The organism is Rhizobacter koreensis (genome assembly GCF_013366375.1).
GTDB classification, from domain to species: domain Bacteria; phylum Pseudomonadota; class Gammaproteobacteria; order Burkholderiales; family Burkholderiaceae_C; genus Schlegelella_A; species Schlegelella_A koreensis.
This window is the reverse complement of the sequence record NZ_JABWMJ010000008.1, coordinates 210,193-234,288: the sequence shown is the minus strand read 5'-3', so window position 1 is coordinate 234,288 and position 24,096 is coordinate 210,193. Positions and strand designations below refer to the sequence as shown.

The window sequence follows — 24,096 nt, the reverse complement described above, 5'->3', positions numbered from 1 at the left end:
GGTGTCACCACGGTCACACTGGAACGTCACTCGTCAACCCCGTCCGCCCGTCTGCTCGCGCGCCGTCAACCCGGCCCGGAACGGCCCCTGCCAGCCTTGTCGGGGTACCTGAGGCGGCAGCCCAGCCTGTCAACCCCGCGCCGTTGCTGGCGATCCGGTCCATTGCCACGCTAGACGGGCCCTGCCGCCGAATCTCGCGCCGTCAACTGCCTGCCCCAAGGGCCGCACGATCAGGGGTCTTGCGGCGGGCGCTGCGCATGCGGCCTTGACCGTGGCCGGCGTCGCGGTTTCCACTGTGGGCTCCCGAGGGCTCCTGGCCCGCTCCCCGTGGAGCACTACAGGCGTCGCAGTCGTTACCTGCCCCGTGCCTTCAACCGAAGTTCCCGTCCCGAACGGGTGGCGCGACCGGCCTCGACCTCCAGAAGGATCGACGCCGCGAGCGTGCCGAGTCATCCACCACAGCAGTGACCTGCCCGGTCCTTGCCGGCCCCATCCCCGCGATGACGGCTGGGCGCTCCTGAAGCGCACCGGCGCAGCAGAACCCCGTGGCGGCACCTGATGCCGCGCACCGTTCCCGCCAGCCCTTGAGCACGCGCGCATGACGCGCATCGCGCGGCGTGATGGCCTCCATGAGGCTCCCCGCACGACCCTCGCTCATCAACTCGACACCGCCCTGGACTCTCGGTCAGGGGTGGACCCATGCGAGTGGCCGGCGCTGCACACCAGGCCTGATCCACCGAATGACCCAGGGCTCGACCCTGGCGTCGATGTCGCACCCAGCCCCGAGCGGGGTGGACATCACCCTTGTCGTCGCGTCGCAGAAATGCGCAGACGGTCTGGATCAACGTGTTCCATTTTTAAGTCTGACCGAGCTGACCCAGGCCCCTCGACGAAGACCACGAGGAGCCCGGACCAGCAAAGCCATGGGTGGGTGTGGCGCTGCAGAGATCGACCGCCGCACCGACGTTGCACACGATCTCCATCGCCGTGGGCTTGCCAGGAATCGGCCCCGGGGATGTCCAGATGGATTCCTCCAACTCCGGTCCCCCGGACCATTCATCCACCGGCGTGCTGTTCGGGCAGTCCGCCACCTCGCAGAAAGCCCACCATGTCCCGCATCCGCCGTGAAGAACCCTCGCGCCGCCGCCGGCAGGCACCGCTCTCCCTCAACGACCGCCGCAACGACCCGCGCAATGGCTCCACCCTGCCCTCCTCACCCACCCGCCCTTCCAGGAACTCCTCGATGACCTCGGCCAGCCCAGGCCGCGTGCATGGCCAGGACTCGCCACGCCGCCAGAACTGGGCCGGCAAGTCGCCCCAGCAGGTGCTGGCCATGTACCCGCCGGGCAGGACGCCCGTGAACCGGGTGGTGGACGTGCTGATCGAGCTGTTCAACCCGCTGCACACCGCTTTGGAGAAGACCGTGTCGCACAAGACGCGCTACGAGCGCGCCCACTTCCTGCGACGCTTCTTCCGCGAACTGCACACGGACGCCGGCTTCAAGCTGGCACCCGATCCCCGCAACCTGGGCCAGCGGCATGTCCAGGCGATGGTGAAGGTCTGGCAGCGCCGCAAGCTTTCGCCGGGGACGATCCAGACCTACCTGAGCTTTCTGCGTGGCCTGGCGATGTGGCTCAACAAACCAGGCTTCATCCGCAGGCCCGAGCACTACGGCCTGACGCCTGACGAGTACGAGCGCCACGAGAACGCCCAGCGCGACAAGAGCTGGAGCGGCAACGGCATCGACGTGGAGGCCTTGCTGGCCCAGGTCTCTGCCTACGACGCCCGCATCGGCGCGTCGATGCGCCTGATGGTGAAGGTCGGTCTGCGGCGCAAGGAGTCGGTGATGTGCCGACCCTACGCCCACGTCCACCCCTTCGAGGAGACAGGCCTGCCCGACGACGAACGAAAGGCGGATCGGTACCTGTGGACGAAGGGCAAGGGGGGCCGCCCGCGCTGGCTGGCGCTGGCCACCGAGGAGCAGCAGGCGGCCATCGAGCTCGCCCGCAGCGTGGTCAGCGGCCACGATGCGCACATGGGAGCGCCGGATCGGGACCTGAAGTCCAACCTTCGGCGGCTGGACTACGCCCTGCGCAAGTTCGGCCTGACCAAGCGGGAAAGCGGCACCACCGGGCATGGGGCGCGGCACGATCACCTCCAGGGCAAGTACGCCAAGGTCACGGGCACGGCAGCGCCGATACGTGGCGGCGGACCCGTCGATCCTGCGCTTGACCGGCAAGCACGCGTGGAGGTGGCTCGCGCTGCCGGTCACGCGAGGCTTCGCTCGGCTGGGGCTTACGTCGGTGCCATTCGACGCGCACCTGCCGGCAGGCACGGCCCGACACAGGGCGACAGCGGCAAGCGCGGACCAGGGTCCATCGGCGACGACGGTGACGCATCGGTCCCGACCGCCTGAGCCGACCTGGCCCGGGCCGGCCCTGCGTTCAGGCGCAGTCGGGCGCCTCGGTCCGTGCTGGATCGTTGGCGTCGACCGCCTCGCCACCCGTCGCCGGGGATTCGGCGTCCGGCTGCACGCGCAGGCAGTCGGGCAACCAGCCACGCCCGGCGAGCAGTTGTTCGGCCTGCGCCACCGCGGCATCCTTCTTCAGCGCCGCGAGCGGGCCTGCCGCCTTGGCGCCGGCCACGGTGTGCACCACCTCGACCACCCTCGTCTTGGACACGTGCTGAAGGTAGGCCTCCCCCGTCGCCGACCACCATCGCGTCATGTCCAGGCCGAGGGCACGGGCCAGACCGTCATTGACCGGTCGGCCGGCGTCGGTGCCGTTGATGCCGTTCACGGTGGACGCAACCAGGAAGGTCAGCAGCCGCTGCACCGTCTGCGGCGGCTGCCCCAGCATCCAGTCGAACACCGCCTCGGGCTCCTTGGGCAGGTGCTCGATCCAGGCGATGCGGTCGGCTTCGATGCGCTGGGCCGCCGGGCTCGCCTCAATGTCCTCGGCCGCGCCCCGCAGTTCGTGCTGGTTGCCGGTCGCGCTGATCGCCAGCAGGTTGGGCAGTCGGTAGGCGCCATGGAGCGGGTCGGCCAGCAGCTTCAGTGTCAGGTGGGTTGTCAGTGCCGCCAGCGCAACCTCGGGTCGGTCCAGCAGTTCGGCCTGGATCGCGGCGACACGGTGGGCCGTGAGGCGGCGCATGAGCTTCTCGGAATGCACGGGCCGTGCCGTGGCGCCGGCTGCCGATGGAAGCGACTGCAGGGCCGGGAGCCCCGAGCCGCGCGCAGCCTCCGCGTCGCCTTCCGAGCTGCCTCCACCGGCCGACTTCTGTTCGGCAGCCTTGGTGATGGCCTGCGCCAGATCGGCCCGATCCTCGGGACGGATGAGCCCTGCCTTGATCGCGGCACGGCCGTCCGCGCCCACATGCAGCACGCACCCGGCGAGCGCCATCCAGGCCACCGGCCATTCGGTCAGCGCTTCCAGTCTCGCCTTGCGCTCTTCCTCCAGCCCATCGGCCTCGGACTCCAGGGCGAGGAACGCACGGTCGCGCGACGCGTCGTCCTCGTCGGCGGCGTCGTTCGCCTCGCTGGCGCCGGTGACGCCCTCGCCGGCATCGCCATCGCCATCGCCGTCGCGGTCCACCAGCGCGTCCATCTGCTCGTGCAGGGCAGCGATGCGCGACCCCAGCGCCTTCAGCGCCTCGGCTTCCTCGGGCGTCGGCGCGCGGCGGGGCTTGCGCAGTTCGCCGTGCTTGACGTACTCGTCGTAGGCGAAGCGCGGACGGATGTCGACCCACTTCCAGCCTTCAGACAGCAGTTGCTTCGCGCGCTTGCCCAGTTTGTCGGCAGCGAGGCGCTCCAGCAGGGCCGGGTCCAGCAGGTAGGCCTTGCGGTCATCGTCGCTGAACAGGTCGCGGCGCAGCGGACCGCCAGCATTCTCGTAGGCCTTGAGGGTGACGAAGCGGGCCAGCGGGTCGGTGTCCGATTCGATCTCGCCCCGGGTCAGCAACTGCCGCAGATGCTCCGGGCGCTGGTTCCAGCTCGGCAGACCGGCCCAGGCCTGGTCCTGGCGCTGGTGATCGTCGACCGAGGCCAGCACCGTGAGGCAGTCCAGGCCGATGCCGCCTTCGCGGTACAGGGCCATCAGCTGGGGTGAGACGGTGGCGAGCTTCATGCGCCGCTTGACGATGAGCGGCGTCACGCCGAAGGCTGCGGCCACGTCTTCGACCGACTTGCCGTGCGCGAGCAGCCGGGCGAAGGCGGCAAACTCGTCGGCCGGGTGCATCGGCACGTGGAAGCAGTTCTCGGCAAGGCTCGCGATGAGCGCTTTGTCGGCCGGCACGACGAGTACCGGCACGGGGTAGTTGTCGGCGATGTCGCCCTGCTGCACGAGCAGCGTGAGCGCGGCGAGCCGCCGCCCGCCGGCGCAGACCTCGTAGCGCCCGCGCGCCGCCTGGACGACGACAAGGTTCTGCAACACGCCGCTGTCCTTGATCGACGCGGCCAGTTCCGGCAGCGACATCACGGGCGCCGTGGCACTGCGGGCCTGGTGGTCCTCGGACAGCACCAGCTTGTTGAAGGGAACGAAGGTGCGTGGGGACGCCTCGATGATGGCGTCGACCTCGGCTTTGGAGAATTTCATGAGGGACTCCTGATCGGTTGCATGGCAGGCCGGCGGCCCACCATGCAGTCAGGATCCCATTGAGGCCGTGCGCTTCAAGGGTGGCGAGGGGCACTCGCCGATGGTCCGGTCAGGACGCCGGACCGGGCGCTGGCTCGCCTACGGCTTCCCGCCCGACTTCAGGGCTGCCAACCGCTCCACCACCTCGCGCTTGCCGACCCCGCGCAAGGCAGCGATGGCTGCGAGGTTCTTGCCCCTAGGACGTGCCTTGCCCTGCTCCCAGGCGTACACGCTCTGTCCGGATGCGCCGACCAGCAACCCGAAGTCCGCAGCCGACAGACCCAGTCGCTTGCGATTGCTGGCCATGCCGGAGGCGCGGAACCGGAACTTGTCGCCGCCGTCAGCCTCCTCGACCGATGTTGGCGATGGCGGCCGAGCGGGGGCGGCACGTGCGGACTGCCGCATGGACCGCTCCAGTTCACTGACCCTGCGCTTCAACGCGGCGCTCTCCGCGCGTGCTGCCGCGAGCGCCTTCCTGATCGAATCGACCTCGCTGCGCAACTCCTTGCGAGCCAGACGAACGATCTCGGCCTTGAGCACGGATGCAATGTTGGGCATGGGTCAATTGTGCCAAGACGCCGGAGCAACCCGCCGAGGACAGAAGGTCCCTCAGAAGAATTCAGTCCGCCCGCCCCTTACCGTGCGCAATGCCGCGCGCCATCGCTGGGAAGAGCAGGGACAGGATGGCATCGAATCGGGCCGGCCGCAGGTACTCGGGTGCCTCCGCCTCGATCTGCCCGACGACCTCCGCGCGCCACTTACGGAAACGTTGAACTTGCTCGGGCCTGAAGTGCCGCTCCACGTCGAAGGACTTCGCGGCAATGAGGTAGAGCGACAGCCACTGCGTGCTGTTGTCGCTGCGGGTGTTCATGATCGCGTTCAACACCTCGATCGCGCTCGACACGGCGTAGCCGACCCCGGTGTTCAACTGGATCGAAAGGATGCGAGGCACGATCGTGCGGGCAAACACACGCTCGACACCGCCCTCGAACCCATGCGCTTCAAGGGCCTCGGCGGCCAGGGCGACCTCCGCCCATTCCTCGCTGTCCTCGTCCAGGTGTTCGAGGTATCGCGGTCCTTCGGTCTTTCGGAGCCTCTCGATCCTGATGTTGGCGTCGCAGAACGCCCTGAGTGCCTGTAGGTAGCGCTCCGCCCAGAGCGAAGGGAGTGTTTCGAGCAGACGCTCACGCCGGTGTGCCCGGATGTAGGCCTGGTAGGCCAGTACCTCGGCATGTTCACGGAGCTTGTAGCGCAGCAGCGCACGTTGGGTTCGCAGCGTTGGGTGGTGCAGCCAACGCTTGCCTTCCAACCCATCCACGACCAGTCTGCGCAGACCGTCCTGGGTCAGCCGTCCCCCCATCGCACCGAGGTCGATCTCAAGCGTCGGCAGATCGAGATGCCGGACCTTCCGCAGCTTCTCCTCATCCACTTTGTGCGTGACCGCGACTTCGATCAGCACCGTCTCCGACCAGTGCGCTGGGAACTCATCGTGCTGCTCGTCCTCTTCTTCGTCATCGCCCCGTTGAACCCGGGTGGCGATGCCGCCCAGGATGCGCGGTCGAGGCTCCGCCAGGTGCCCGACAACATCCGGCACGATGCGGCCGAGGCGCCGCTCCAGTTCCACGGCCTCGAACCTCAGTTCGGCCGGCGCGCTCCACCAGAGGACCTCGACGCGATGGTCATACCAGCCGTCGCCGTACCCATCCGGTGCGTCACGCTGCACGGCGGCATGCAAGCCTGGTGCTTGGATCCGCCTCGCGTCTTCCAGGATCGACTTGACGGTTCGGTGAAGCAATGTCTCCCGACGCATCGTCGCGGTCGCGTCCGGGTCCATGCCCGGCGGCAGTTGCGCCTGGAACCGCGCCTCGTCCTCGTCGGACCAGGCATCGAGCGCCTGCCGCGCCATGTCCACAGCCTGGGTCCTCGCCTCCGTCGTCAACTCGCGATCACGCCAGTGGGAGCACCATCTTGCGGGAGGCAGCAGCCGCAGTCGCGCTCGCAGCTCGTCCACGTCCATCTCCGCCAGCGCCGGGTCCGACAGATTGATCGTGATGACAGCGCGGCCTGCCTCGCCTTCGACGCGCTTGCCCGTCAGGTCCACCAGGATGGTCCTGCCATCGTCCAGGGTCAGTTCCGCCGCGGCCAGATCGACCATTCGCACTTCACTGATCCGAACACGCTGCGCCGGCTCCTCCACCCATCCCTCGTAGCCCTCACCGCTGAAACCCTTCGAGACGGCGGTCACCCGCCGTCGCGGCAGGTCGATGTAGCCCAGCGACGCCAGATGGTGCGAGGCAGCAAGACGCGCCGCGACGACGACACACGCGGTTCGCGGCGTGCCGGCCACGTGGCGGAAGTGTGCCGTCGGTCGAACGCGCTGCGGCTGACCCGCCAGTACCGTCCACAACTTGCTGCCACAGCCGGGACATACGGCGCCCGCAGCCTGCGAAACGATGTCCGGGTCATGGATGTACCGGGGGGCACCCGTCGACGCGTCGCTGGCCCACTTGAGCGGCACAGCTCCCGTGGTCGCCGGGATCTGGCGATCTGAGTTCCCGGCCTGGACGTTCCACTCTGCCTTCGCCACCGTGCACGCCTCACCGAGGATGGGTGTCGCCGGCTCCCTGCGGATCGGCAACCACGACGGGGATCGGCCCGACACAGCCTGCGTGCAGCAGCCGTTCCCACTCGGCCAGGGTCAGATCGAGCTCGCGGCCACCCAGGCGGACGCGGAGCACCAGCGATCGCCGCTCGACGTGGTGAACTCCAGCAGGAATGCGCAGCGGCACCCCAGCCGCCGTGGTTGCTTCGCAGTCAGTGAAGGCATAGCGCTCGACGGTCATGGACAGTGCGGAACCGGTCTGCTGGAGGTCTTGATCCACCCACTATACGAACCGACTGCCGACCTGCACGCCCTGCAAGCGGGCAGCGACGCATTCCGGGCCATCGACGTGGAGGACTCGGATTCGACTGCCCGCCCAAGCGTCGGCCGAGCCGGTCGCTTGGGCGGGCATTGTCGCGAGGAGACCTCGGGCCTGTTGCAGGCCAAGTTCCCGCGTCCCATACTGGCCCGGCTTCCTGCGGACATCGCGTCTGCTCAGCCTTCATCGGTGGCTCTGGTCGCCCTGAAGTCCAGCCCAGCTGGCGTCGCAGTCGTTACCTGCCTTGTGTCCCGTCCGGCACATCCGTGTGCCGGGCCGATTCCGATCCATTCGGATCCGAAACCAGGAGCCGGCCATGACCCTGTGTCGTGGCCCCTCCTCGCATGCGCCTATCACGACCGCTGCGTCGTGACGCGCCCTGCGCTCACCAGCCCGGCCTGATCTCGATCAGAAGCCTGGCCTGACGCACGCATCTGCCCTGGCCGCGTCCTCTCGGACGCGGACCTCTGCAGCCCGCGCACGCACTTGTGCGCGACGAAGCGCCTTGCCTTCCCGGCACGGCATCCCAGACGGGGAACCCCAGTTCCCCGCCAGGGATGGGCGTTCCCCTTCACCCCTGAAGGAGAACCCCATGAGTTCCGTTCCCTGGAACCGCACTGTTGCGCCGGTGTGCGCACTGCTGGGTGGTACCGGGCTTGCCCGTGTGCCCACCCGGCGGCCTGTCGCCCTTCCGGCGCTGTTCCGGCCCCGGCCGTTCACGCCCCCTGCGTCCATCCGCATGGTGTGCGAGGCCGCGGCCCCGCTGGCGTCTGCGCCCTGCTCGACGGTGTGCTGACCATGACGGTCGACACCTACCGCAGGCGCATCGCCTCGACTGCCATCGTGCTGGCCCGGGAGGATCCCCTCCTGGTCAAGGAAGTCATCGCCCGGCTCCGCGCCTCGGGCGAGATCGCGGCCGACGACCTGGTCTATCTGGACCGGATCGCCGACCGCTGGATCGGCATTGCCGAGGGCCTGCGCCAAGACGCCGCTCGCGTGCTCACGACCTGATGGTCGCGGGCATCGAGTCGTCCGTCGCGGCACTGCCGTCGGCTCGAATTCGTGCCGATCGAGTCCTCGGGTTTCGGGGATGGTGAACCGACCGCCAGCAATGGCATCGGGACGCCATCACCCGACACCCCGTTTGCTCCGGCTTTCAGCCATCCAAGCCATCCACCCTCCGGGAGTCACCGTCTCCCGTCGGGGCCGGGGTTCCCTCGCATTCTTGGAGAACCCATGAGTCATGCTTTCCCAGACAGATCCATCCAGAGCCCGTCACCACGGCGCAGCACCATCGACATCGAGGAGCAGCGCGCCTGGGTCGGCTTCTACAGACGCGTAGGCCGTGACGTCGCCCTCGCCGCCGAGGTGATGGCGCAACTCGACGGCGACGCCGAGATGAAGCGGCGCCACCTGGCGCTGTACCTGTCCTGCAAGCAGTCGCTGCGCTTCCACAAGGCGCGCCAGGCCCGCGACAAGCGCATCGGGCAGTGGCTGCGCCTGCTGGTCCAGTGGACGCTGCAGCGACCCGCAGCCTTCGTCGGCGGCGTCACGCAGAAGGCGTACCACCGCACTGCGGACGTCCTGGACGAGGCCATTGCCGCTGCACCGCCAGCCTCGCCAGCAACATCGAAGCGGGGCTTGCGCCCAGCCGCGGCCCGTGACGCCGACAGCAGGCCCGAACCGGCAGCCGCACAGGTTCGTCAGCTGCTGGGCGATGCCGAGTTCGCCGACGCGCACGCCCGCTTCCAGCACCAGGCCGGCATGTCCCCGGCGTCGCCGGTCAGTGGCTCCGAAGGCCGCTCCGAGCGTGCCCCGGAACCTCCCGTCGACGGCCCCGCACCCGCCGTGCAGATCAGCCGGCGCTGATCCGAAGACCGAAACCCGGCGCAGCCCCATTTGGCTGCACCAGGTTCAGTCGCTGACACGCCTCGGCCAAGGGCTGACGTCCCGCGGCCTGGGCTGACTGGCACCCCATCCAACCGCCCGCGGGCCCGTCCCGCCAGGGCCGGTGTCCGCCCTCCCAACTTCGAGAGTTCCCCATGCGAGACATCACCCTGAATCCCGAGCAACGCCAGTATGTGATCGCCACCGAAGGTGGCGTGACCTGCTTCGGCTTCGACAACGCCCGCGACCATGCCCGGCAGATCGCGCAGCGCCTCGATCGTCCCGACCTGATGCCGACCGCCGACGACGCGGCCAGCCTCACCGGCTACGAGAAGTACCTCGCTGCGGTGCGTGCTTGGGGCGAGTCCGCCCAGGGCCACGGCACCTACTTCGACCCCGGCACGGACCCTCGCCTGGCGAGGGTGCTGGAGACCTGCCGCCGGGACGGCCGCAAGGTGCGGCTGGTGCTGGGCGACACCGGCACTGGCGCGAGCTGGCTCGACGAGTTCGACGTGGTCGGCACGGTCGGCCGCTCGACCGGCCTGCTGAAGGTGCCCCTGCTCGTCGAGCCGGGCGAGGCGGCCGGCACGGCCATCCTCTGTGCGCATGTGCTGGCACTGATGGACTGGGACACCGGCCTGCCCCTGTACCGCCACCCGCGCTGGCAGCCGCCGGAACTGCGCATCCGCGCCAGTGATGACGATGTCCGTCCCTGGGCCGTGGTGCTGCACGAGCAGCCCGTGGCGACCTTCGACGACATCGGCAAGGCCGGTGCGTACCTCGCGTTCATGCGCGGGGCAAGCGTCGAGCCGCGCGTGTTCCGCTGAGCCATCCGGTCGAACGTTCGAGGCCCTGCAGACGGCGCGATCCAGATCCACGCCAGGCCGTCACCCAGCACGCCCTCGGTCCAGCACCGGGGGCGTTCCTGTTTCCGAGACTGCGAACAGGGCGACGGGCGCTCAGCGAACGGTCAGGGACTGCACCTCACGCTCGATCAGCCAGTGCAGAAAGCGGGTGTCCTCGGAGTGGCCCCAGTAGTGGGCCTTACATCGGCGGACGTAGGCCTGCAGGTCTGCGACGCTGCGGATGGACCCCGGCTCGATGGCGGTGATGCGGGCCAGCCGCGCCCGTTCGGGTCGGGTCAATCGAAGCTGGTGTCCGGAGCGCAGCATGTGGGTCGGCCTAGTCGGGAAGCCGCGCATCTTCGCGTGCCTGCGCAGGTCTGTGCACATCCGCAGCTGCCCGCGGCGAAGAAATTTCTGCAGTGACAGCCGAGTGCTTCTGCGGTGTCACTTTTGCGGTCCTCCCGCCAAGACATCCGGGCAGGCCGTGGCCCAGCCACAACGGCGCGGACACGCGCGGTGCGGTCATGCGAACGGTGCCAACTCCCCGCGCACCGATGACCGACCAAGGCACGGACCCAGGCGTCTGTTGCGCGGGCAAGCGCGGCAAAGGCGCGGTCGCTGGCACCACCCCGGTTGAATCCCCGGCGCCGATGGCGCAGACTTCACGGGCTCATACCCACTCCCGACAGGAGTGTTTCCGATGCCGACCGAACCGGCGGCAGCGGCGTCGCAGTCGTTACCTGCCTCGGATGATCATCTGAGCCACCGTGCCGGCCACGTTCCGTCGTGTGTCTGCACATCCTTCCCTTGCGGGGACACCAGTCCCCACCGGGAACGGCGTTCCCGTCTTCCTTTTCGCCACGAGAGGAGAACGCCATGAACTTCCACCCTGTCCAGGGTCTTCATAATCTGCCAGACCTGCCCGAGGCCGCCCATGCGTCGCGGGAGGACCTGGTGGCAGAGATGCTGGGCCTGCGGGCCCACCCATTGCCCTGCCCCACGCCGGCTGCGCTGCGCGTCAGCGACCGGGAGACGCCCCACGAGGACCCGGCCACACAGCAGCTCCTGAGGCGCCGCCTCGGTGTCGCCCGCGAGCTGCTGATGCGCGAGCTGCGTGACCGGATGGCGCAGGGGCCTGTGATGTCATCGCCCCAGGTCCTTCGGGACTGGCTGCGACTGCGCTGCGCGGGCCTGCAGCACGAGGTCTTCCTCGCGCTGTACCTGGATGCCAATCACCGGCTGATCGCCCACGAGGAGGTGTTCCGAGGCACGCTCACCCAGACCTCGGTGTACCCGCGGGAACTGGTCAAGAGCGCTCTGGCCCGCAACGCCGCCGCGATCGCGGTGGCCCACAACCACCCGAGTGGCCAGGCCGAGCCGAGCCGCGCGGACGAGTTCCTGACGCAGACGCTGAAGTCGGCGCTGGCGCTGGTGGACATCCGCCTCATCGACCACTTCGTCGTCGCCGGCGACCAGTGCGTCAGCTTTGCCGAGCGCGGACTGCTCTGACGCCATGTGCAGCGGTCCTCCTCTGCGCCACCCAGCCGCGAGAAGCGCGCCGCCTTGGCGGTGCCTTTCTCGCCGATCCCACTTCAACCAAGGATGCCTATGTCGGCCAGAAAGCCCCCGACGTGCCCCTGCTGTGCCGGCGACGGCGTGCCCCTGGGCGCGCTCGGACGCCTGCACTGGTTCCGCTGCCGCGACTGCGGCATGACGTTTGCCCGCTCCACTCGATCGACGCGCACGTCAGGCGCGCCAACGACCGGCAGGCGGGCTACCGAGTCCCTCACATCTCCCAGTTCATCCCGAGGAGGAAGCCAAGATGCATACCCTGCCCGCCGCCGGCCTGCGACAGCAGGCCGAGATGCTGGCCAGCCTGTCCCTGAAGCATCTGAGTTCGGCGACGCGCAACAAGCTCGCCGATGACGACCTGTCTGTGAACGCCTATCCGACTGACTGCGGCGGGTTCGTCTATGTCGGGGCACCGAAGTACCGCGTGCCCTCGGAGCCCGATCTGGCCATGCTTTTCGAGGTGGCCGAATCCGCAGGCGTGGCCTGGCTGATGTTCGATCGCGAGGCCGCCGTCATCGATGGCCTTCCGGTCTTTGAGGCGATGGAGCCGGGGCCATGAGCCAGCACCTCGCGACCGCAAGGCTGAACGGGCGCAGGGTCGAGGTCGTGGCCGGCTTCGATCGCCGGCTGGGGGACTATTTTCTGCAGGTCGTCGACGAGCGCAACGACATGCTCTACACAAGCCTGCAGGAGCCCCTGCTGGACTGGACCGACATCTCGACCTTGCGTGGCAAAGTCGCCGAACTCGGGCTTCAACTGCCCAGCCTGGTGCTCTGCGAAGTCGAAAGCGACGGCCTGCAGCTCGCAGGCAACCGCATCGTCCGCCACGCCGCCGACGGGCCGCCGGTCACGCTGATGGTCGGCTGAGGCAGACATACTGCCAATCACGGCGCCGTGCGCTCCTCCCTTCCGGGACGAGGCCGGCGCCGACCCCATCCTCGATCAGCCCGAGACTGCGTCGGCGATCAAACAACAACCCCTCCTACGATCTGCCCAAGAACGCTCTCACCAGTGGTGAGAGTTTTGGGCTGCCTCTGTGCGACGTGGTTAATTATGTCAACTGGCTGGCGGCGATCGGGGCCCCGATCGTGCGGTCGGCAGCCAGTCTCGGAGACCCAAATGTCGCAGATGCGAAGCCCTACGGCCGCCGGCCATTGCCAGCTTGCGGATGCCGAACGACCCACTGCGGCCACTCGCCCCGCAGGCCTGAAGCAGCCGCTCGGTTCCAGGCGCCCCGGGTTGGCCCAGGATCGCTACACTGGCACCGATGCATGCGCTGATCGAAACCCACCGCGACGCACTGCTGGCGCTGGCACGCCGGCGCGGCGTCACGGGGGTACGGGTTTTTGGCTCGATGAGCCGTGGCGACGACAGCGAGAGCAGTGACGTTGATCTACTGGTGACCCTGGCCCCAGGGACCAGCGCCCTTGCCCTGGGCGGTCTGTTGCTCGATGCGCAGGAATTGCTGGGCCGCCGTGTGGATGTCGTCACCGAAGCGAGCTTGCACCCCGCACTGCGCCAGCGCGTGGTGGCCAGCGCCGTGCCGCTGTGAACCCGGGCCCCGAGGCTGACCGGGTGCTGCTCGCGCACATGCGCGACTGTCTGGACAGGATCCTCGAGTACACCAACGCCGAACGCGCCAGCTTCTACGCCTCGCGGCTGGTGCAAGACGCGGTGATCCGCAATCTGCAGACCCTGACCGAGTCGAGCCAGCGGCTGTCGAGCGAGATCAAGGGCACCGAACCGCAGATTCCATGGCGCGAACTCGCCGGATTCCGCAACGTGATCGTGCATGGCTATCTGGGCATTGACGTCGAGGCGGTCTGGCTGGTCGTCGAACAAGACTTGCCAGCGCTCTCCGAGGCGGTGGACCGCATGTCCACGCACCTCGGCCCATTGGGCTGATCCGAAAGGCTGCTTGGCCGCCGTGCAACGGGCCGCTCGTGGCCGATGGCTGGTCTCCGCGAGCGGCAGCTTCATGGAGCCTCCATTGGGGCTGCACCTGCCTCGTGGGCAGCGAACTTGAGGTCCGTTCTGGCGACCTTGGTGCGCAACAGCACCCGGCGCTGAGCCTGCGGAGACTCTCACCGCGGTGAGAGTTTGCTGGCGAACTGCTCATCAGCAGTGCTACCAAGATAAACACTGTCAGTGCCGCCCGGCATGCCCGCAGATCCGGCCTGGCCAGACGAGGCTTCGCTGGCCGCCTTCCGCGCCTGGCTTGAAGGGGTGCCCAGCCGCGCCGCCGTGGATCGCTATCTGCCTGATCGCCGGACTGCCGGCGCGTCGTCTCGCTCGGTGATTGGGCGGGTGAAGCGCCAGCTGGTGGCCTTCGCGACGGGCCGCGCGCAGGCGGACCTGGCCGCAACTTTGTCGGCGGCCAGTCCATCCGGCCGGAAGCTCGCCAAGGCCGCCGCTGCCGCCATCGAGACACTGCGCGGGATGCCGCCTCCGCAGCCTCTCATCGGCGACGCCGTCGAGCGTTGGCTTCCTGTGCGACTCGTGGGAGCACTGCACGCGGTGGGCATTCGCACGCTGGCCGAACTGACCCTGCGCGTGCCCAGGCACCGACGTTGGTGGACAGGCATTGCAGGCCTCGGGCCGTCTGGCGCCCACAGCATCGAGGCGTTCTTTGCCCGGCATCCTGCGCTCACCGAACGCGCTCGCGCACTGGTCGCGGTGAACCAGACGCAGGACCTGATCCCCTGGGAGCGACTGGTCGTGCCCGAAGATGTCGATGGTTCACGGGGCACCTTCCGAGCACCGCGAGCCAGCTGTGCGCTCGACGCCAGCAACGACTACCAGGCCGTGAACGCCTGGCTGTCGCTGCACGAGTCGGCAGCAACCCAGCGGGCCTACCGCAAGGAGGCCGAGCGGCTGATCCTGTGGGCGATCGTCGAGCGCGGGCGGGCGCTGTCGTCGATGACGACTGAAGACGCCGTCGCCTATCGCGCCTTTCTGCGCCGTCCCAGTCCACGTGCGAGGTGGGTGGGACCTCCTCGGCCGAGGTCCACGCCGGAATGGCGTCCGTTCACGGGTGACCTCTCGGCGCGGTCAACGGCCTACGCGCTGTCGGTGCTCAACGCGATGTACCGCTGGCTGATCGAACAGCGCTACGCGCTGGCCAACCCATTCGCCGGCGTCAAGGTGCGAGGCGGCCGGCCAGAGCAGCTCGACACGTCACACGCCTTCACCGAGCATGAGTGGAAACTCGTCCGGGTCGTCGCCGAAGGCCTGGAGTGGTCCTATGGCTGGAGCGAGCCGGCGGCGCAGCGGCTGCGCTTCATGATGGACTTCGCCTACGCAACGGGACTGCGAATCAGCGAACTCGTGGTCGCTCGACTGGGGACGATCGACTCGGACGCGCACGGCGACACCTGGATCCGGGTCGTCGGCAAGGGCCACAAGGCAGGCAAGGTCGTGCTCCCGCCGCTGGCCCGTGCCGCTCTTGATCGCTACCTTGCTCAACGGGGGCTGCCCGTGACGCCTTCGAAGTGGCGCCCATCGACCTCGCTGATCGGCCGCCTTGGAGAGGATGGAAGCAGGATCTCCTCGTGGCGGATGTGGCGAGTGCTGAAACGGTTCTTCGCCACGGTGGCTGACGTCGTGGAGGAAGGCTCCCCGGCCCTCGCCGAGAAGTTGCGGCGGGCGACGCCGCACTGGACGAGGCACACGCACGCCACGCACCTGCTCGAAGGAGGCGCCGAGCTGACCACGGTGCGCGACAACCTGCGGCACGCCTCGCTGGCCACGACCTCGATGTACCTGCACACCGACGATGCCCGACGGGCCAAGCAGGTGGCCGATCGGTTCGCGGCACCGCGTTCGTAGCCTACATTCGTCTCGCCTACACACACCGCACCACACCACCCATGCAGTCAATCACCTGCGACGGCTGTCGTAATCCCACCGCGAGCCACGATGTCGTGAACTACGGGTCGATGGAGGGTGGCTACCGAAAGCTTTGCGGCCGATGCTTCAACGAGGCCGCCGCCAGCCGACTCGGTCTGCAGGGGTTCGAGCACGTCGACTTCGAACCCGTGCGCATGGTCGACGAGCGCGGCGCCGAGCACGAGTTCCAGTTCCGGACCCGGCTGTTCGGGCCCGGCATCGCGATCGACGCGTTCGAACTGCGCGATGGCAGCCCGGCCGGGTATGAGTTTCAAGTGATCGGGGGGCCAGACGACGACCCTCTGGAGTTGCTGGGCAAGCTCATCGGCAAGATGCGCCGGGCCTTGGCTCTCACGCATCTCGAGGACACCGAATATGGACCGCAGGTGAACGATCGCCTGACCCTGCGCGGTACCGTCGACAGCGATCCCGACGCTGACCACCGAGTGCCGATGGTCGTCATCGATGGTCGCGAGATCACCTGGGATGAACTCGGTCGCATGGTGGCGACTTTCGAGGGCTGGCAGTTCAAGCTGGAGTTTCGCGACCGGAGCGAAGAGGTCTGACCAGATCGACTGGCGAGTGTCGATCGACAGGGCTCAAGTGGCCACCGGGGCCAAAGCGCACCAATCTGCACGAGGAATACGGAGCGCCCGGAAGTGCCGATAGCGTAAGTGCCTGTCGTGCAATGGGTTTTTGGAGCAAAGCGCACCAATCTGCACGAAAAGTACGACTACCCCATTCAAGGCTGCTTTGGGTGGAGGGCGGAGTTCAGGACGGAAATGGGTGGAGCCGGCTTTGAGGGGCGCCAGAACCCTCCGCCGCCCGGGAAAGCACAGCCTATTGGTTACGCCCTCGCGCGGACTTGGGCATTGCGGAGCGCCAGGTCCAGCAAGGGGTTAGCAGCGGATGTTCTAGGTTTTAGTAAAGGTGGCCAAACTTGCGATCGCTATCTACCTCTTTCGGGCGCACGTCTACGCTCATCCTACAAGGCTGCCGTGCCTCCCTCCACGTTGTCGATCAGTCGTGTCGAGCCCATTCGGGCAGCAGCAAGGACGACGACCGGCGCGCCGACCGCACGATCCTGCGATGTCGGCACCACTAAATCCGACTGTCGCCGGATGCTCACGTAGTCCGACACCCAACCGCCGCTCCGGAGCTCCGCCACGGCGGACGCCTCGAGACCCGCCGCATCGTGTGCCCCCGTCATCCACGCGTCGCGCACGCGCGCCAGCGCGCGCGAAAGCCCGACGGCGCGGGCCCGTTCGTCCGGGTTCAGGTAGCCGTTGCGGCTGGACAGCGCGAGGCCGTCCTCGGCGCGCACCGTCTCGCCGCCGACGATGCGGATCGGCAGTGCGAACTGCTCCACCATGCGGCCAACCACCTTCCATTGCTGGTAGTCCTTCTTGCCGAACACGGCCACGGCGGGCTGCACGCAGGCGAACAGCTTGAGCACCACGGTGCACACCCCGCTGAAGAAGCCGGGCCGGAACTCGCCCTCGAGGATGTCGGCCAGCGCCGGGTCCGGACGCACCGCGTAGGTCTGCGGCTGCGGGTAGAACTCGCTCTCGTCCGGAGCGAACACGATGTCGCAGCCCGCCTCCGCGAGCAGTTCGCAGTCTCGCGCCAGCGTTCGCGGGTATCGGTCGAAGTCCTCGTGCGGCGCGAACTGCAGGCGGTTGACGAAGATGCTCGCCACCACCGGGCCGCCCTGGCGCCCGGCCTCCCGCACGAGCGCCAGATGGCCTTCGTGCAGGTTGCCCATCGTGGGCACGAAGCTGGTCGCACCGCAGCCCGCGAGCGCGTGCCGGAGTGCCGCAATGGTGTGGATCGTTTGCATGGGGTGCGGCTCGATGCAGTTCAGTACGTGTGCAGCGTCGCGTCGGGAAAGCTGCCGTCCTTCACGGCGGCGACGTAGCGTCGCACCGCCTCGCGGACGCCGCCGCCCTCGCGGCCGAAATCGCGCACGAAACGCGGCATCGGCGCGGCCGTCACGCCGAGCATGTCGTGCAGCACCAGCACCTGGCCGGCAACGTCGCCGCCGGCGCCGATACCGATCACGACGAGCGCCGGATTCTCCTGCTGCACCCGCCGCGCCAGCGCCGCCGGCACCAGCTCGAGCACCAGCATCGCCGCGCCCGCATCCGCCAGCGCGCGCGCCTCGCTCGCGAGGCGGTCGGCGGCGGCCTCGTCGCGGCCCTGCACGCGGTAGCCGCCGAGGGCGGACGCCGACTGCGGCGTCAACCCGAGGTGGGCGCAGACCACGATGCCGCGCTCGACCAGGAAGCGTACCGTCTCCGCCGCCCAGCTGCCCTCGAGCTTGACCATCTGGGCACCCGCGCGGGCGAGCACCGCGCTGGAACGCAGCGACTGCTCGCGGCTTTCCTCGTAGCTGCCGAAGGGCAGGTCGGCGATGAGCCAGGCATGCCGGCGGCCCCGTGCGACGCAGCGCACGTGGTAGGCCACCTCCTCGAGCGTGACCGGCACGGTGCTCGAGCCGCCCTGCACCACCATGCCGAGCGAATCGCCGCCGAGCAGGGAGTCGACCCCGGCGTCGTCGGCCGCGCGCGCGAACCCGGCGTCGTAGGCGGTCAGCATCGCGATCTTCTCGCCTGCCTCGAGCATCGCGCGCAGCCGCAGCAGCGACACCGCCTTGCGCTCGGCGGGCGCGGCAGGTACCGACGCGTTCATGCCTCGACCCCCTGCACGGGGATGTCCGAACGCAACTCCCGGATCCGGTTGTGCCCGTCGACGAACACCAGCTTCGGGCGCCGTCGGTCCAGCTCGTCCTCGGCCACCAAGCCGAAGGCGGCGATGATGATCAGGTCGCCCACCGCGGCACGGCGCGCGGCCGAGCCGTTCAGCGACACGATGCCGCTGCCGCGCTCACCGCGGATCGCGTAGGTCACGAAGCGCTCGCCGTTGGCGATGTTCCAGATGTGCACCTGCTCGTTCTCGCGCAGCCCGGCGGCGTCGAGCAGGTCTTCGTCGATCGCGCAGGAGCCCTCGTAGTGCAGCTCGCAGGCGGTCACCGTGGCGCGGTGGATCTTCGATGTGAGCATGTGGCGGAACATGGCCGGCCCTCAGCAGGTGCGCATGCCCAGCGCGCCGAGCAGGCGCTGGTCGGCTTCCCAGTCCGGGTTGCCGGTGGTGAGCAGCTTGTCGCCATAGAAGATCGAGTTGGCGCCGGCGAGGAAGCACAGCGCCTGCACGGCGTCGCTCATCTCGCGCCGCCCGGCCGACAGGCGCACGCGCGCGCGGGGCATCGTGATGCGGGCCACCGCGATCGTGCGCACGAACTCGAGCGGATCGAGCGCGGGCGTGTCGGCCAGCGGCGTGCCCTCGACGCGCACCAGGTTGTTGATCGGTACCGATTCGGGGTACGGATCGAGGTTGGCGATCTGCGCGACCAGGCCCGCCCGCTCGCGGCGCGACTCGCCCATGCCGACGATGCCGCCGCAGCACACGCCGATGCCCGCGTCGCGCACGCGCTCGAGCGTGTGCAGGCGGTCGTCATAGGTGCGCGTGGAGATGATGCGGCCGTAGGCCTCGGGCGCGGTGTCGAGGTTGTGGTTGTAGTAGTCGAGGCCGGCGGACTTGAGGGCGCGTGCCTGGCCTTCGCTGAGCATGCCGAGCGTGCAGCAGGCCTCCAGCCCCTCGGCCTTGACGGCGCGCACCAGCTCGGCCACCTTCTCGATGTCGCGGTCCTTGGGCTCGCGCCAGGCGGCGCCCATGCAGAAGCGCGAGGCGCCCTGCGCGCGCGCCGCGCGTGCCGCGGCGGCCACTTCGTCCACGCCGAGCAGCTTGCCGGCCGCCACGCCGGTGTCGAAGTGCACCGACTGCGGGCAGTAGCCGCAGTCCTCTGGGCAGCCGCCGGTCTTGATCGACAGCAGCGTGGACAGTTGGACCTCGTTGGCGTCGAAGTGCTCGCGATGGACTTGCTGCGCCTGGTGGATCAGGTCGTTGAACGGCAGCGCGAACAGCGCCTCGACGCGCTCGACGGGCCAGCGTGCCTCGGTTCGGTCCGCGGGCGGCTGCGCGTGCCGCCGGAGGGGCACGATCCGGATGGTGGACAAGGAGTCGCTCTCGTTCATGGCCGACCTCTTCAACGCGCGCCGGGGCGGATGTGCGCCGTGGCCTCGTCCTCGACGCGCTGCCAGATCTCCACGGCCATCGGGCTGTTGCTTTCCTCGAGGATGTGGCCCACGAGCCCGATCGCGCGGGCGAACACGCCCACGCCGCGCACGATTTTCCACGGCAGGCCGAGCTCGCAGCAGATCGCGCCGATGGCGCCGGTGGCATTGACGGGCAGCATCTTGCCGGTGGTTCGCTCGGCCTCGGCGCAGATCAGCTGCTCGAGCCGCACGTAGTCGCGCGAAAAGCCGTTGTCCGCGGCGATCCGGAACAGCCGCGGTGCACGCGGGTCGACCGGCTTGTGCAGCGGGTGGCCGAGGCCGGGCACGATCTGCCCGCGCTCGCGGTAGCCAGCCACCACATCACGCGCGATCTTCTCCAGGTCGGCGCCCTGGGTGCCGGGCGGCAGCGCCTCGTAGAGCATCTTCGCGGTGCCCTCGGTCGAGCCGACGAACACCGAGCCCAGGCCGCACAGCCCCGCGGCGACGGCGGCCTGCAGCGACTCGGGCGCGCCGGCGTAGGTGATGCGCGCCGCCAGCGCGCTCGGCGTGATGCCGTGCTCCACCAGCGTGACCGCGATGGCGTTGAACACGGTCGACTCCTGCGGCGTCGGCATGCGGCCGACGAGCAGCAGCCAGGCCATGTCGCCGAGACTGATGTTGCCCAGCAGGTCGTCGGGCAGGCTGCGGCCGCGCACCTCGATGCGGTCGGGCGTACTCCAGGCGATGTCGGAGCGGATCGGCTTGGTCTTGCGGGGCATGGGAAGTCCTCGGTGAATCGAAGAAGGAAGAATGGAGGGGAAGAACTCAGCCCGCCAGCCCGGCGCTGCGCAGCACTGCCCGGGCGCGCTCGACGACGGGCACGTCGATCATCTGGCCGTCCACGGCGACCGCCGCGCCGCCGGAGGCGGCGAACGCGGCGCAGACGCGCTGCGCCCAGGCCACGCGCGCGGGCTCGGGCGTGAACGCGGCCTGCACGACGGCGATCTGCCGGGGGTGGATGCACAGCTTGGCGCCGAAGCCCATGCGGCGCGCGCGCTCGGCATCGGCCTGCAGGCGCGCGGTGTCGTCGAGCGCGATGCTCACGCCGTCGGCCGGCGCAGCCAGGCCGCCGAGCCGCGATGCCAGCACGACCTGCGCGCGGTACGGCTGCAGTTCTGCTTCCGCGCCGTCGGGCGCGCAGTCGATGCCCAGGTCGACGGCGAGATCGATGCTGCCGAACGCGAGCCGGGTCACGCCGGGCACGCGCGCGATCGCGCGCGCCTCCTCGATGCCGCGGGCCGACTCGATGATGGGCAGCACGTCCTTGAACGAGGTCTCGAACGCGTGGCACACGGCGTCGATCCCGTCGGCCTTGGGCAGCATCACGGCGGCGACGCCGGGATGGCGGCATAGCTCGAGGTCGTCGTCGAACCACGGCGTGCCCGCGGCATTGACGCGCACGATCAGCGGAGCGGCCTCGTCGAGCGCCGTCGCGAGCGCGTCGCGGGCGCGCGGTTTCACGTCGGGCGCGACCGCGTCCTCGAGGTCGACGATCACCGCGTCGGCGCCCGAAGCGCGCGCCTTGGCGAAGCGCTCGGGCCGGTCGGCCGGCACGAACAGGTAGGCGCGCGGCGCCGCTGCCGGGGCCGTCATGGCAGCAGGCGACCGAGGCGCGGCGTGTCGGCCAGCGCCCAGGTCCGGGCGATCAAGCCGTCCATTTCCGCCGGCGTGGCGGCATCGCCGTAGGCAGCCAGGCGGCGTGCCTTGTCCTCCAGCTCGGCGCGGCTCAGCGTGTTGCCGGGGTCGCCCTTGGGCTCGTCCACACGTGCGTGCAGCAGGCGCCCGTCGGTGGTGCGCACCTCGACCTTGCCTATCCACCGCTGCGGATAGGCGCCGTCGACCTCGGCGTCCAGCCGCATCGCCACGCGGTCGCGAAAGGCGGCCACGCGCGGGGCGAGGAAGTGGCGGTCGAACTCGTCGAGGCCGGCCTGGCCGAACTCCGCCACCAGGCCGAGCACGGTGCCCATCGAGAACTTGCCCTGGTGCACGGTGGCCGGCACGACGACGCGGCCCAGCACGTCGATCGCGCCCTGGTGCACCAGAGTCGCCACCGCGGCGATGTCGTCGGCGGCGAGGCGCTCGCGCCGCATCAGCGCCTGCAAGGCGTCGGCGCTCGGGTGGGTGTGGCGGCACGAGGCGTGGTACTTGAAGGAGGTCTCGGCGGTGGCCCAGCGCTGCCCGAGTCCCGCGACCAGCCGCGCCGGGTCGGCATCGCTCGACATGCCGGCGCCCAGGCCCTGCTCGCCCTCCAGGATGCGGCGCGCGCCGGTGAAGCCGTCCTTGGCCAGCCAGGCCGAGGCCAGGCCCGCCGAGGCCGCATGGGCGCAGTGCAGCTGCTTGGAATCGGCCGCGTCGCGCAGGAACTCCCACAGGCCAGCGGCCTGCGTGCCCGCGCTGCCGAACGCGTGCAGCATCGTCGTGGCGTCGAGGCCGAGCAGCCGGCCGGTGGCCGCAGCGGCGGCCAGCGTGCCGGCGGTCGCGGTGGTGTGGAAGATGCGGTAGTGCGAGCGGCCGAGGAATTCGCCGACGCGGATGCCGACTTCGTAGCCGGCGACCGACGCCGCGAGCAGCTCGCGCCCGCTGCAGCCGATGGCCTGCGCCGTGGCGAGCGCCGCCGGAAAGACCACCGCGGCCGGATGGAACACCGAGCCGTTGTGCACGTCGTCCTGCTCGACGACATGCGAGGCCGCGGCGTTCACCATCGCGGCGAAGTGCGGCGACGTGAGGCGGCGCGAGATCAGCACCTCGGCCCCGCCCTCGTCGCCGGCACGCAGCGCGGGCCCCATCGCCAGCGCGTAGCGCTCGATGGCCTGCACCGCACGGGCACTCTTGCCCGCAAGCGTGGAGCCCAACCAGTCGAGGAACAAGTCCTCAGTGCGGCGCACCACCGGCGCCGGGATATCCTGCACGCGCAGCGTGGCGGCGAAGGCGGCCAGCGTGGCCGACGGGTGGTCGTTCATTTCGGTCTCCGCTTGCGCCGCTGTGCGTTCGATCCAGCGTTCAGACGGCGCGCTCGGCCCGCAGCCGTGCGATCTCGTCGGCAGAGCGCCCGAGCTCGGCCAGGATGGCGTCGGTATGCGCACCCAGTGCCGGCACCGACCCCATCGGCGGCGGCGCCTCGCCGGCCACGTGGTGCGGTGGGTAGAGCGCCGGCACCGGACCGCCGGGGGTGCCGATCTCGGTCCAACGCGCACGGGCGCGGAGCTGCGCGTGCTGCCACAGATCGGCCATCTCGTTGAGGCGGCCGTACGCGATCTGCGCATCCTCCAGTCGTTCGACGAGCTGTTCGCCGGTGAGGCCCGCGCACACCTGCTCGATGACCTCGCGCAGCGTCTCGCGCTCGGCCAGGCGCTTGGCATTGCCCTTGTACTGCCCGGCCAGCTCCGGCCTGTGCAGCACCTTGTCGCAGAAGGTGGCCCATTCGCGGTCGTGCTGCACCGCGAGCACGACCTTGCGCCCGTCGCCGCAGGCAAACGGGCCGTAGGGGTAGATCGCCGCGTGCGAGGCGCCGGCGCGCGGCGGCGGAGGCTGGCCGTCGAGCGTGTAGTAGAGCGGGAAGCCCATCCACTCGGACATCGCCTCCAGCATCGAGATCTCGAGCCGCTTGCCGCGCCCGGTGCGCCATCGCTCGAGGAGCGCCGCCAGCACGCTGCTGTAGGCGTACATGCCGGCGGCGATGTCGGCGATCGACAGGCCCGCTTTGGACGGCTGCTCCGGCGTGCCGGTCACCGACACGAAGCCCGATTCGCTCTGGATCAGCAGGTCGTAGGCCTTCTTCTCGGTGAACGGCCCGCCGTCGCCGTAGCCCGAGATGTCGCAGACCACGAGCTTCGGATTGCGCGGCGCGAGGCTCGCGTGGTCCAGGCCCATGCGCGCCGCAGCGCCCGGCGCCAGGTTCTGCACCAGCACGTCGGCGCGTTCCACCAGTTCCTGGAGCACTGCACGCGAGGCGGCATGCTTGAGGTTGAGCGTCAGACTCTCCTTGCCGCGGTTGCACCACACGAAGTGCGAGGCCGAGCCTTTCGCACGCGTGTCGTAGGCGCGCGCGAAGTCCCCTTCGCCGGGGCGCTCGACCTTGATCACGCGCGCCCCCAGGTCGGCAAGCTGCCGGGTGCAGAACGGGGCGGCGATGGCGTGCTCGAGGGTGACGACGAGCATCCCTTGCAACGGAAGCATG

The 24,096-nt window shown here is 69.4% G+C and carries 24 protein-coding genes; 11 read left to right on the top strand and 13 right to left on the bottom strand.

Annotation, left to right across the window (positions count from 1 at the left end; all coding sequences use genetic code 11):
- Positions 1 to 1,108 precede the first annotated feature (1,108 nt).
- Complete coding sequence (locus tag HQN59_RS17610) at positions 1,109 to 2,416, top strand: phage integrase N-terminal domain-containing protein (RefSeq protein ID WP_246294986.1); 1,308 nt, start codon at positions 1,109 to 1,111, stop codon at positions 2,414 to 2,416.
- A gap of 28 nt (positions 2,417 to 2,444) precedes the next feature.
- Here HQN59_RS17610 and HQN59_RS17605 read toward each other — a convergent pair whose 3' ends face one another.
- From HQN59_RS17605 to HQN59_RS17590, 4 genes are all read right to left on the bottom strand, one after another.
- On the bottom strand, positions 2,445 to 4,472 hold the full coding sequence (locus HQN59_RS17605) for a ParB/RepB/Spo0J family partition protein (protein ID WP_483414171.1): 2,028 nt from the start codon (positions 4,470 to 4,472) through the stop codon (positions 2,445 to 2,447).
- Positions 4,473 to 4,730: 258 nt separating this feature from the next.
- The gene (locus HQN59_RS17600) at positions 4,731 to 5,189 is read right to left on the bottom strand and encodes a helix-turn-helix domain-containing protein (protein WP_176070419.1); all 459 of its coding nucleotides are present in this window, start codon (positions 5,187 to 5,189) and stop codon (positions 4,731 to 4,733) included.
- Between the two features lie 61 nt (positions 5,190 to 5,250).
- Entirely contained in the window at positions 5,251 to 7,218 is a 1,968-nt protein-coding gene (locus HQN59_RS17595) for a hypothetical protein (protein WP_176070418.1), read from the bottom strand.
- A 10-nt stretch (positions 7,219 to 7,228) separates the two neighbouring features.
- Positions 7,229 to 7,513 (bottom strand): hypothetical protein, encoded by a 285-nt coding sequence (locus tag HQN59_RS17590; protein ID WP_176070417.1) that lies wholly within the window; start codon positions 7,511 to 7,513, stop codon positions 7,229 to 7,231.
- An 837-nt stretch (positions 7,514 to 8,350) separates the two neighbouring features.
- Here HQN59_RS17590 and HQN59_RS17585 point away from each other — a divergent pair.
- The 3 genes from HQN59_RS17585 to HQN59_RS17575 all read left to right on the top strand — a co-directional run bounded on the left by HQN59_RS17585 (position 8,351) and on the right by HQN59_RS17575 (position 10,266).
- On the top strand, positions 8,351 to 8,563 hold the full coding sequence (locus HQN59_RS17585) for a hypothetical protein (protein WP_176070416.1): 213 nt from the start codon (positions 8,351 to 8,353) through the stop codon (positions 8,561 to 8,563).
- 225 nt (positions 8,564 to 8,788) lie between these two features.
- A complete protein-coding gene (locus HQN59_RS17580; RefSeq protein ID WP_176070415.1) occupies positions 8,789 to 9,421 on the top strand; it encodes a hypothetical protein in 633 nt (210 codons plus the stop codon).
- Positions 9,422 to 9,594: 173 nt separating this feature from the next.
- Positions 9,595 to 10,266, top strand: a complete 672-nt coding sequence (locus HQN59_RS17575; RefSeq protein ID WP_176070414.1) for a hypothetical protein — start codon at positions 9,595 to 9,597, stop codon at positions 10,264 to 10,266.
- A gap of 132 nt (positions 10,267 to 10,398) precedes the next feature.
- On the opposite strand, the gene HQN59_RS17570 is transcribed toward HQN59_RS17575, so the two are convergent.
- A complete protein-coding gene (locus tag HQN59_RS17570; RefSeq protein WP_176070413.1) occupies positions 10,399 to 10,611 on the bottom strand; it encodes a hypothetical protein in 213 nt (70 codons plus the stop codon).
- Between the two features lie 636 nt (positions 10,612 to 11,247).
- On the opposite strand from HQN59_RS17570, the gene radC reads away from it, so the two are divergent.
- The 7 genes from radC (at position 11,248) to HQN59_RS17535 (ending at position 16,310) form a co-directional block, all read left to right on the top strand.
- Complete coding sequence (gene radC, locus HQN59_RS17565) at positions 11,248 to 11,793, top strand: RadC family protein (RefSeq protein ID WP_176070521.1); 546 nt, start codon at positions 11,248 to 11,250, stop codon at positions 11,791 to 11,793.
- A 313-nt stretch (positions 11,794 to 12,106) separates the two neighbouring features.
- The gene (locus tag HQN59_RS17560) at positions 12,107 to 12,415 is read left to right on the top strand and encodes a DUF5983 family protein (RefSeq protein ID WP_176070412.1); all 309 of its coding nucleotides are present in this window, start codon (positions 12,107 to 12,109) and stop codon (positions 12,413 to 12,415) included.
- The gene (locus HQN59_RS17555; protein WP_176070411.1) at positions 12,412 to 12,723 is read left to right on the top strand and encodes a hypothetical protein; all 312 of its coding nucleotides are present in this window, start codon (positions 12,412 to 12,414) and stop codon (positions 12,721 to 12,723) included. Before HQN59_RS17560 ends, HQN59_RS17555 begins: the two co-directional genes overlap by 4 nt.
- Before the next feature lie 400 nt (positions 12,724 to 13,123).
- On the top strand, positions 13,124 to 13,408 hold the full coding sequence (locus HQN59_RS17550; protein WP_176070410.1) for a nucleotidyltransferase family protein: 285 nt from the start codon (positions 13,124 to 13,126) through the stop codon (positions 13,406 to 13,408).
- A gap of 23 nt (positions 13,409 to 13,431) precedes the next feature.
- Complete coding sequence (locus HQN59_RS17545) at positions 13,432 to 13,761, top strand: HepT-like ribonuclease domain-containing protein (protein ID WP_217704192.1); 330 nt, start codon at positions 13,432 to 13,434, stop codon at positions 13,759 to 13,761.
- 255 nt (positions 13,762 to 14,016) lie between these two features.
- The gene (locus tag HQN59_RS17540) at positions 14,017 to 15,684 is read left to right on the top strand and encodes a site-specific integrase (RefSeq protein ID WP_176070408.1); all 1,668 of its coding nucleotides are present in this window, start codon (positions 14,017 to 14,019) and stop codon (positions 15,682 to 15,684) included.
- Between the two features lie 41 nt (positions 15,685 to 15,725).
- Complete coding sequence (locus HQN59_RS17535; RefSeq protein ID WP_176070407.1) at positions 15,726 to 16,310, top strand: DUF7686 domain-containing protein; 585 nt, start codon at positions 15,726 to 15,728, stop codon at positions 16,308 to 16,310.
- A gap of 419 nt (positions 16,311 to 16,729) precedes the next feature.
- Here HQN59_RS17535 and panC read toward each other — a convergent pair whose 3' ends face one another.
- From panC to HQN59_RS17495, 8 genes are read right to left on the bottom strand one after another with little or no spacing between them, the layout of a single operon-like run.
- The gene (panC, locus tag HQN59_RS17530; protein ID WP_176070406.1) at positions 16,730 to 17,584 is read right to left on the bottom strand and encodes a pantoate--beta-alanine ligase; all 855 of its coding nucleotides are present in this window, start codon (positions 17,582 to 17,584) and stop codon (positions 16,730 to 16,732) included.
- Positions 17,585 to 17,604: 20 nt separating this feature from the next.
- Positions 17,605 to 18,435, bottom strand: coding sequence for a 3-methyl-2-oxobutanoate hydroxymethyltransferase (gene panB / locus HQN59_RS17525; RefSeq protein WP_176070405.1), 831 nt, complete (start codon positions 18,433 to 18,435; stop codon positions 17,605 to 17,607).
- Positions 18,432 to 18,818, bottom strand: coding sequence for an aspartate 1-decarboxylase (gene panD / locus HQN59_RS17520; RefSeq protein WP_176070404.1), 387 nt, complete (start codon positions 18,816 to 18,818; stop codon positions 18,432 to 18,434). The genes panB and panD overlap by 4 nt, the downstream gene beginning before the upstream one ends.
- A 9-nt stretch (positions 18,819 to 18,827) precedes the next feature.
- Complete coding sequence (gene bioB, locus HQN59_RS17515) at positions 18,828 to 19,838, bottom strand: biotin synthase BioB (protein ID WP_176070403.1); 1,011 nt, start codon at positions 19,836 to 19,838, stop codon at positions 18,828 to 18,830.
- 11 nt (positions 19,839 to 19,849) lie between these two features.
- Entirely contained in the window at positions 19,850 to 20,638 is a 789-nt protein-coding gene (locus HQN59_RS17510; protein ID WP_038200640.1) for a citryl-CoA lyase, read from the bottom strand.
- A 46-nt stretch (positions 20,639 to 20,684) separates the two neighbouring features.
- Positions 20,685 to 21,512 (bottom strand): HpcH/HpaI aldolase/citrate lyase family protein, encoded by an 828-nt coding sequence (locus HQN59_RS17505; RefSeq protein WP_176070402.1) that lies wholly within the window; start codon positions 21,510 to 21,512, stop codon positions 20,685 to 20,687.
- The gene (locus HQN59_RS17500; RefSeq protein WP_176070401.1) at positions 21,509 to 22,879 is read right to left on the bottom strand and encodes an MmgE/PrpD family protein; all 1,371 of its coding nucleotides are present in this window, start codon (positions 22,877 to 22,879) and stop codon (positions 21,509 to 21,511) included. The genes HQN59_RS17505 and HQN59_RS17500 overlap by 4 nt, the downstream gene beginning before the upstream one ends.
- Before the next feature lie 40 nt (positions 22,880 to 22,919).
- Complete coding sequence (locus HQN59_RS17495) at positions 22,920 to 24,095, bottom strand: CaiB/BaiF CoA transferase family protein (RefSeq protein WP_176070400.1); 1,176 nt, start codon at positions 24,093 to 24,095, stop codon at positions 22,920 to 22,922.
- Position 24,096 lies beyond the last annotated feature (1 nt).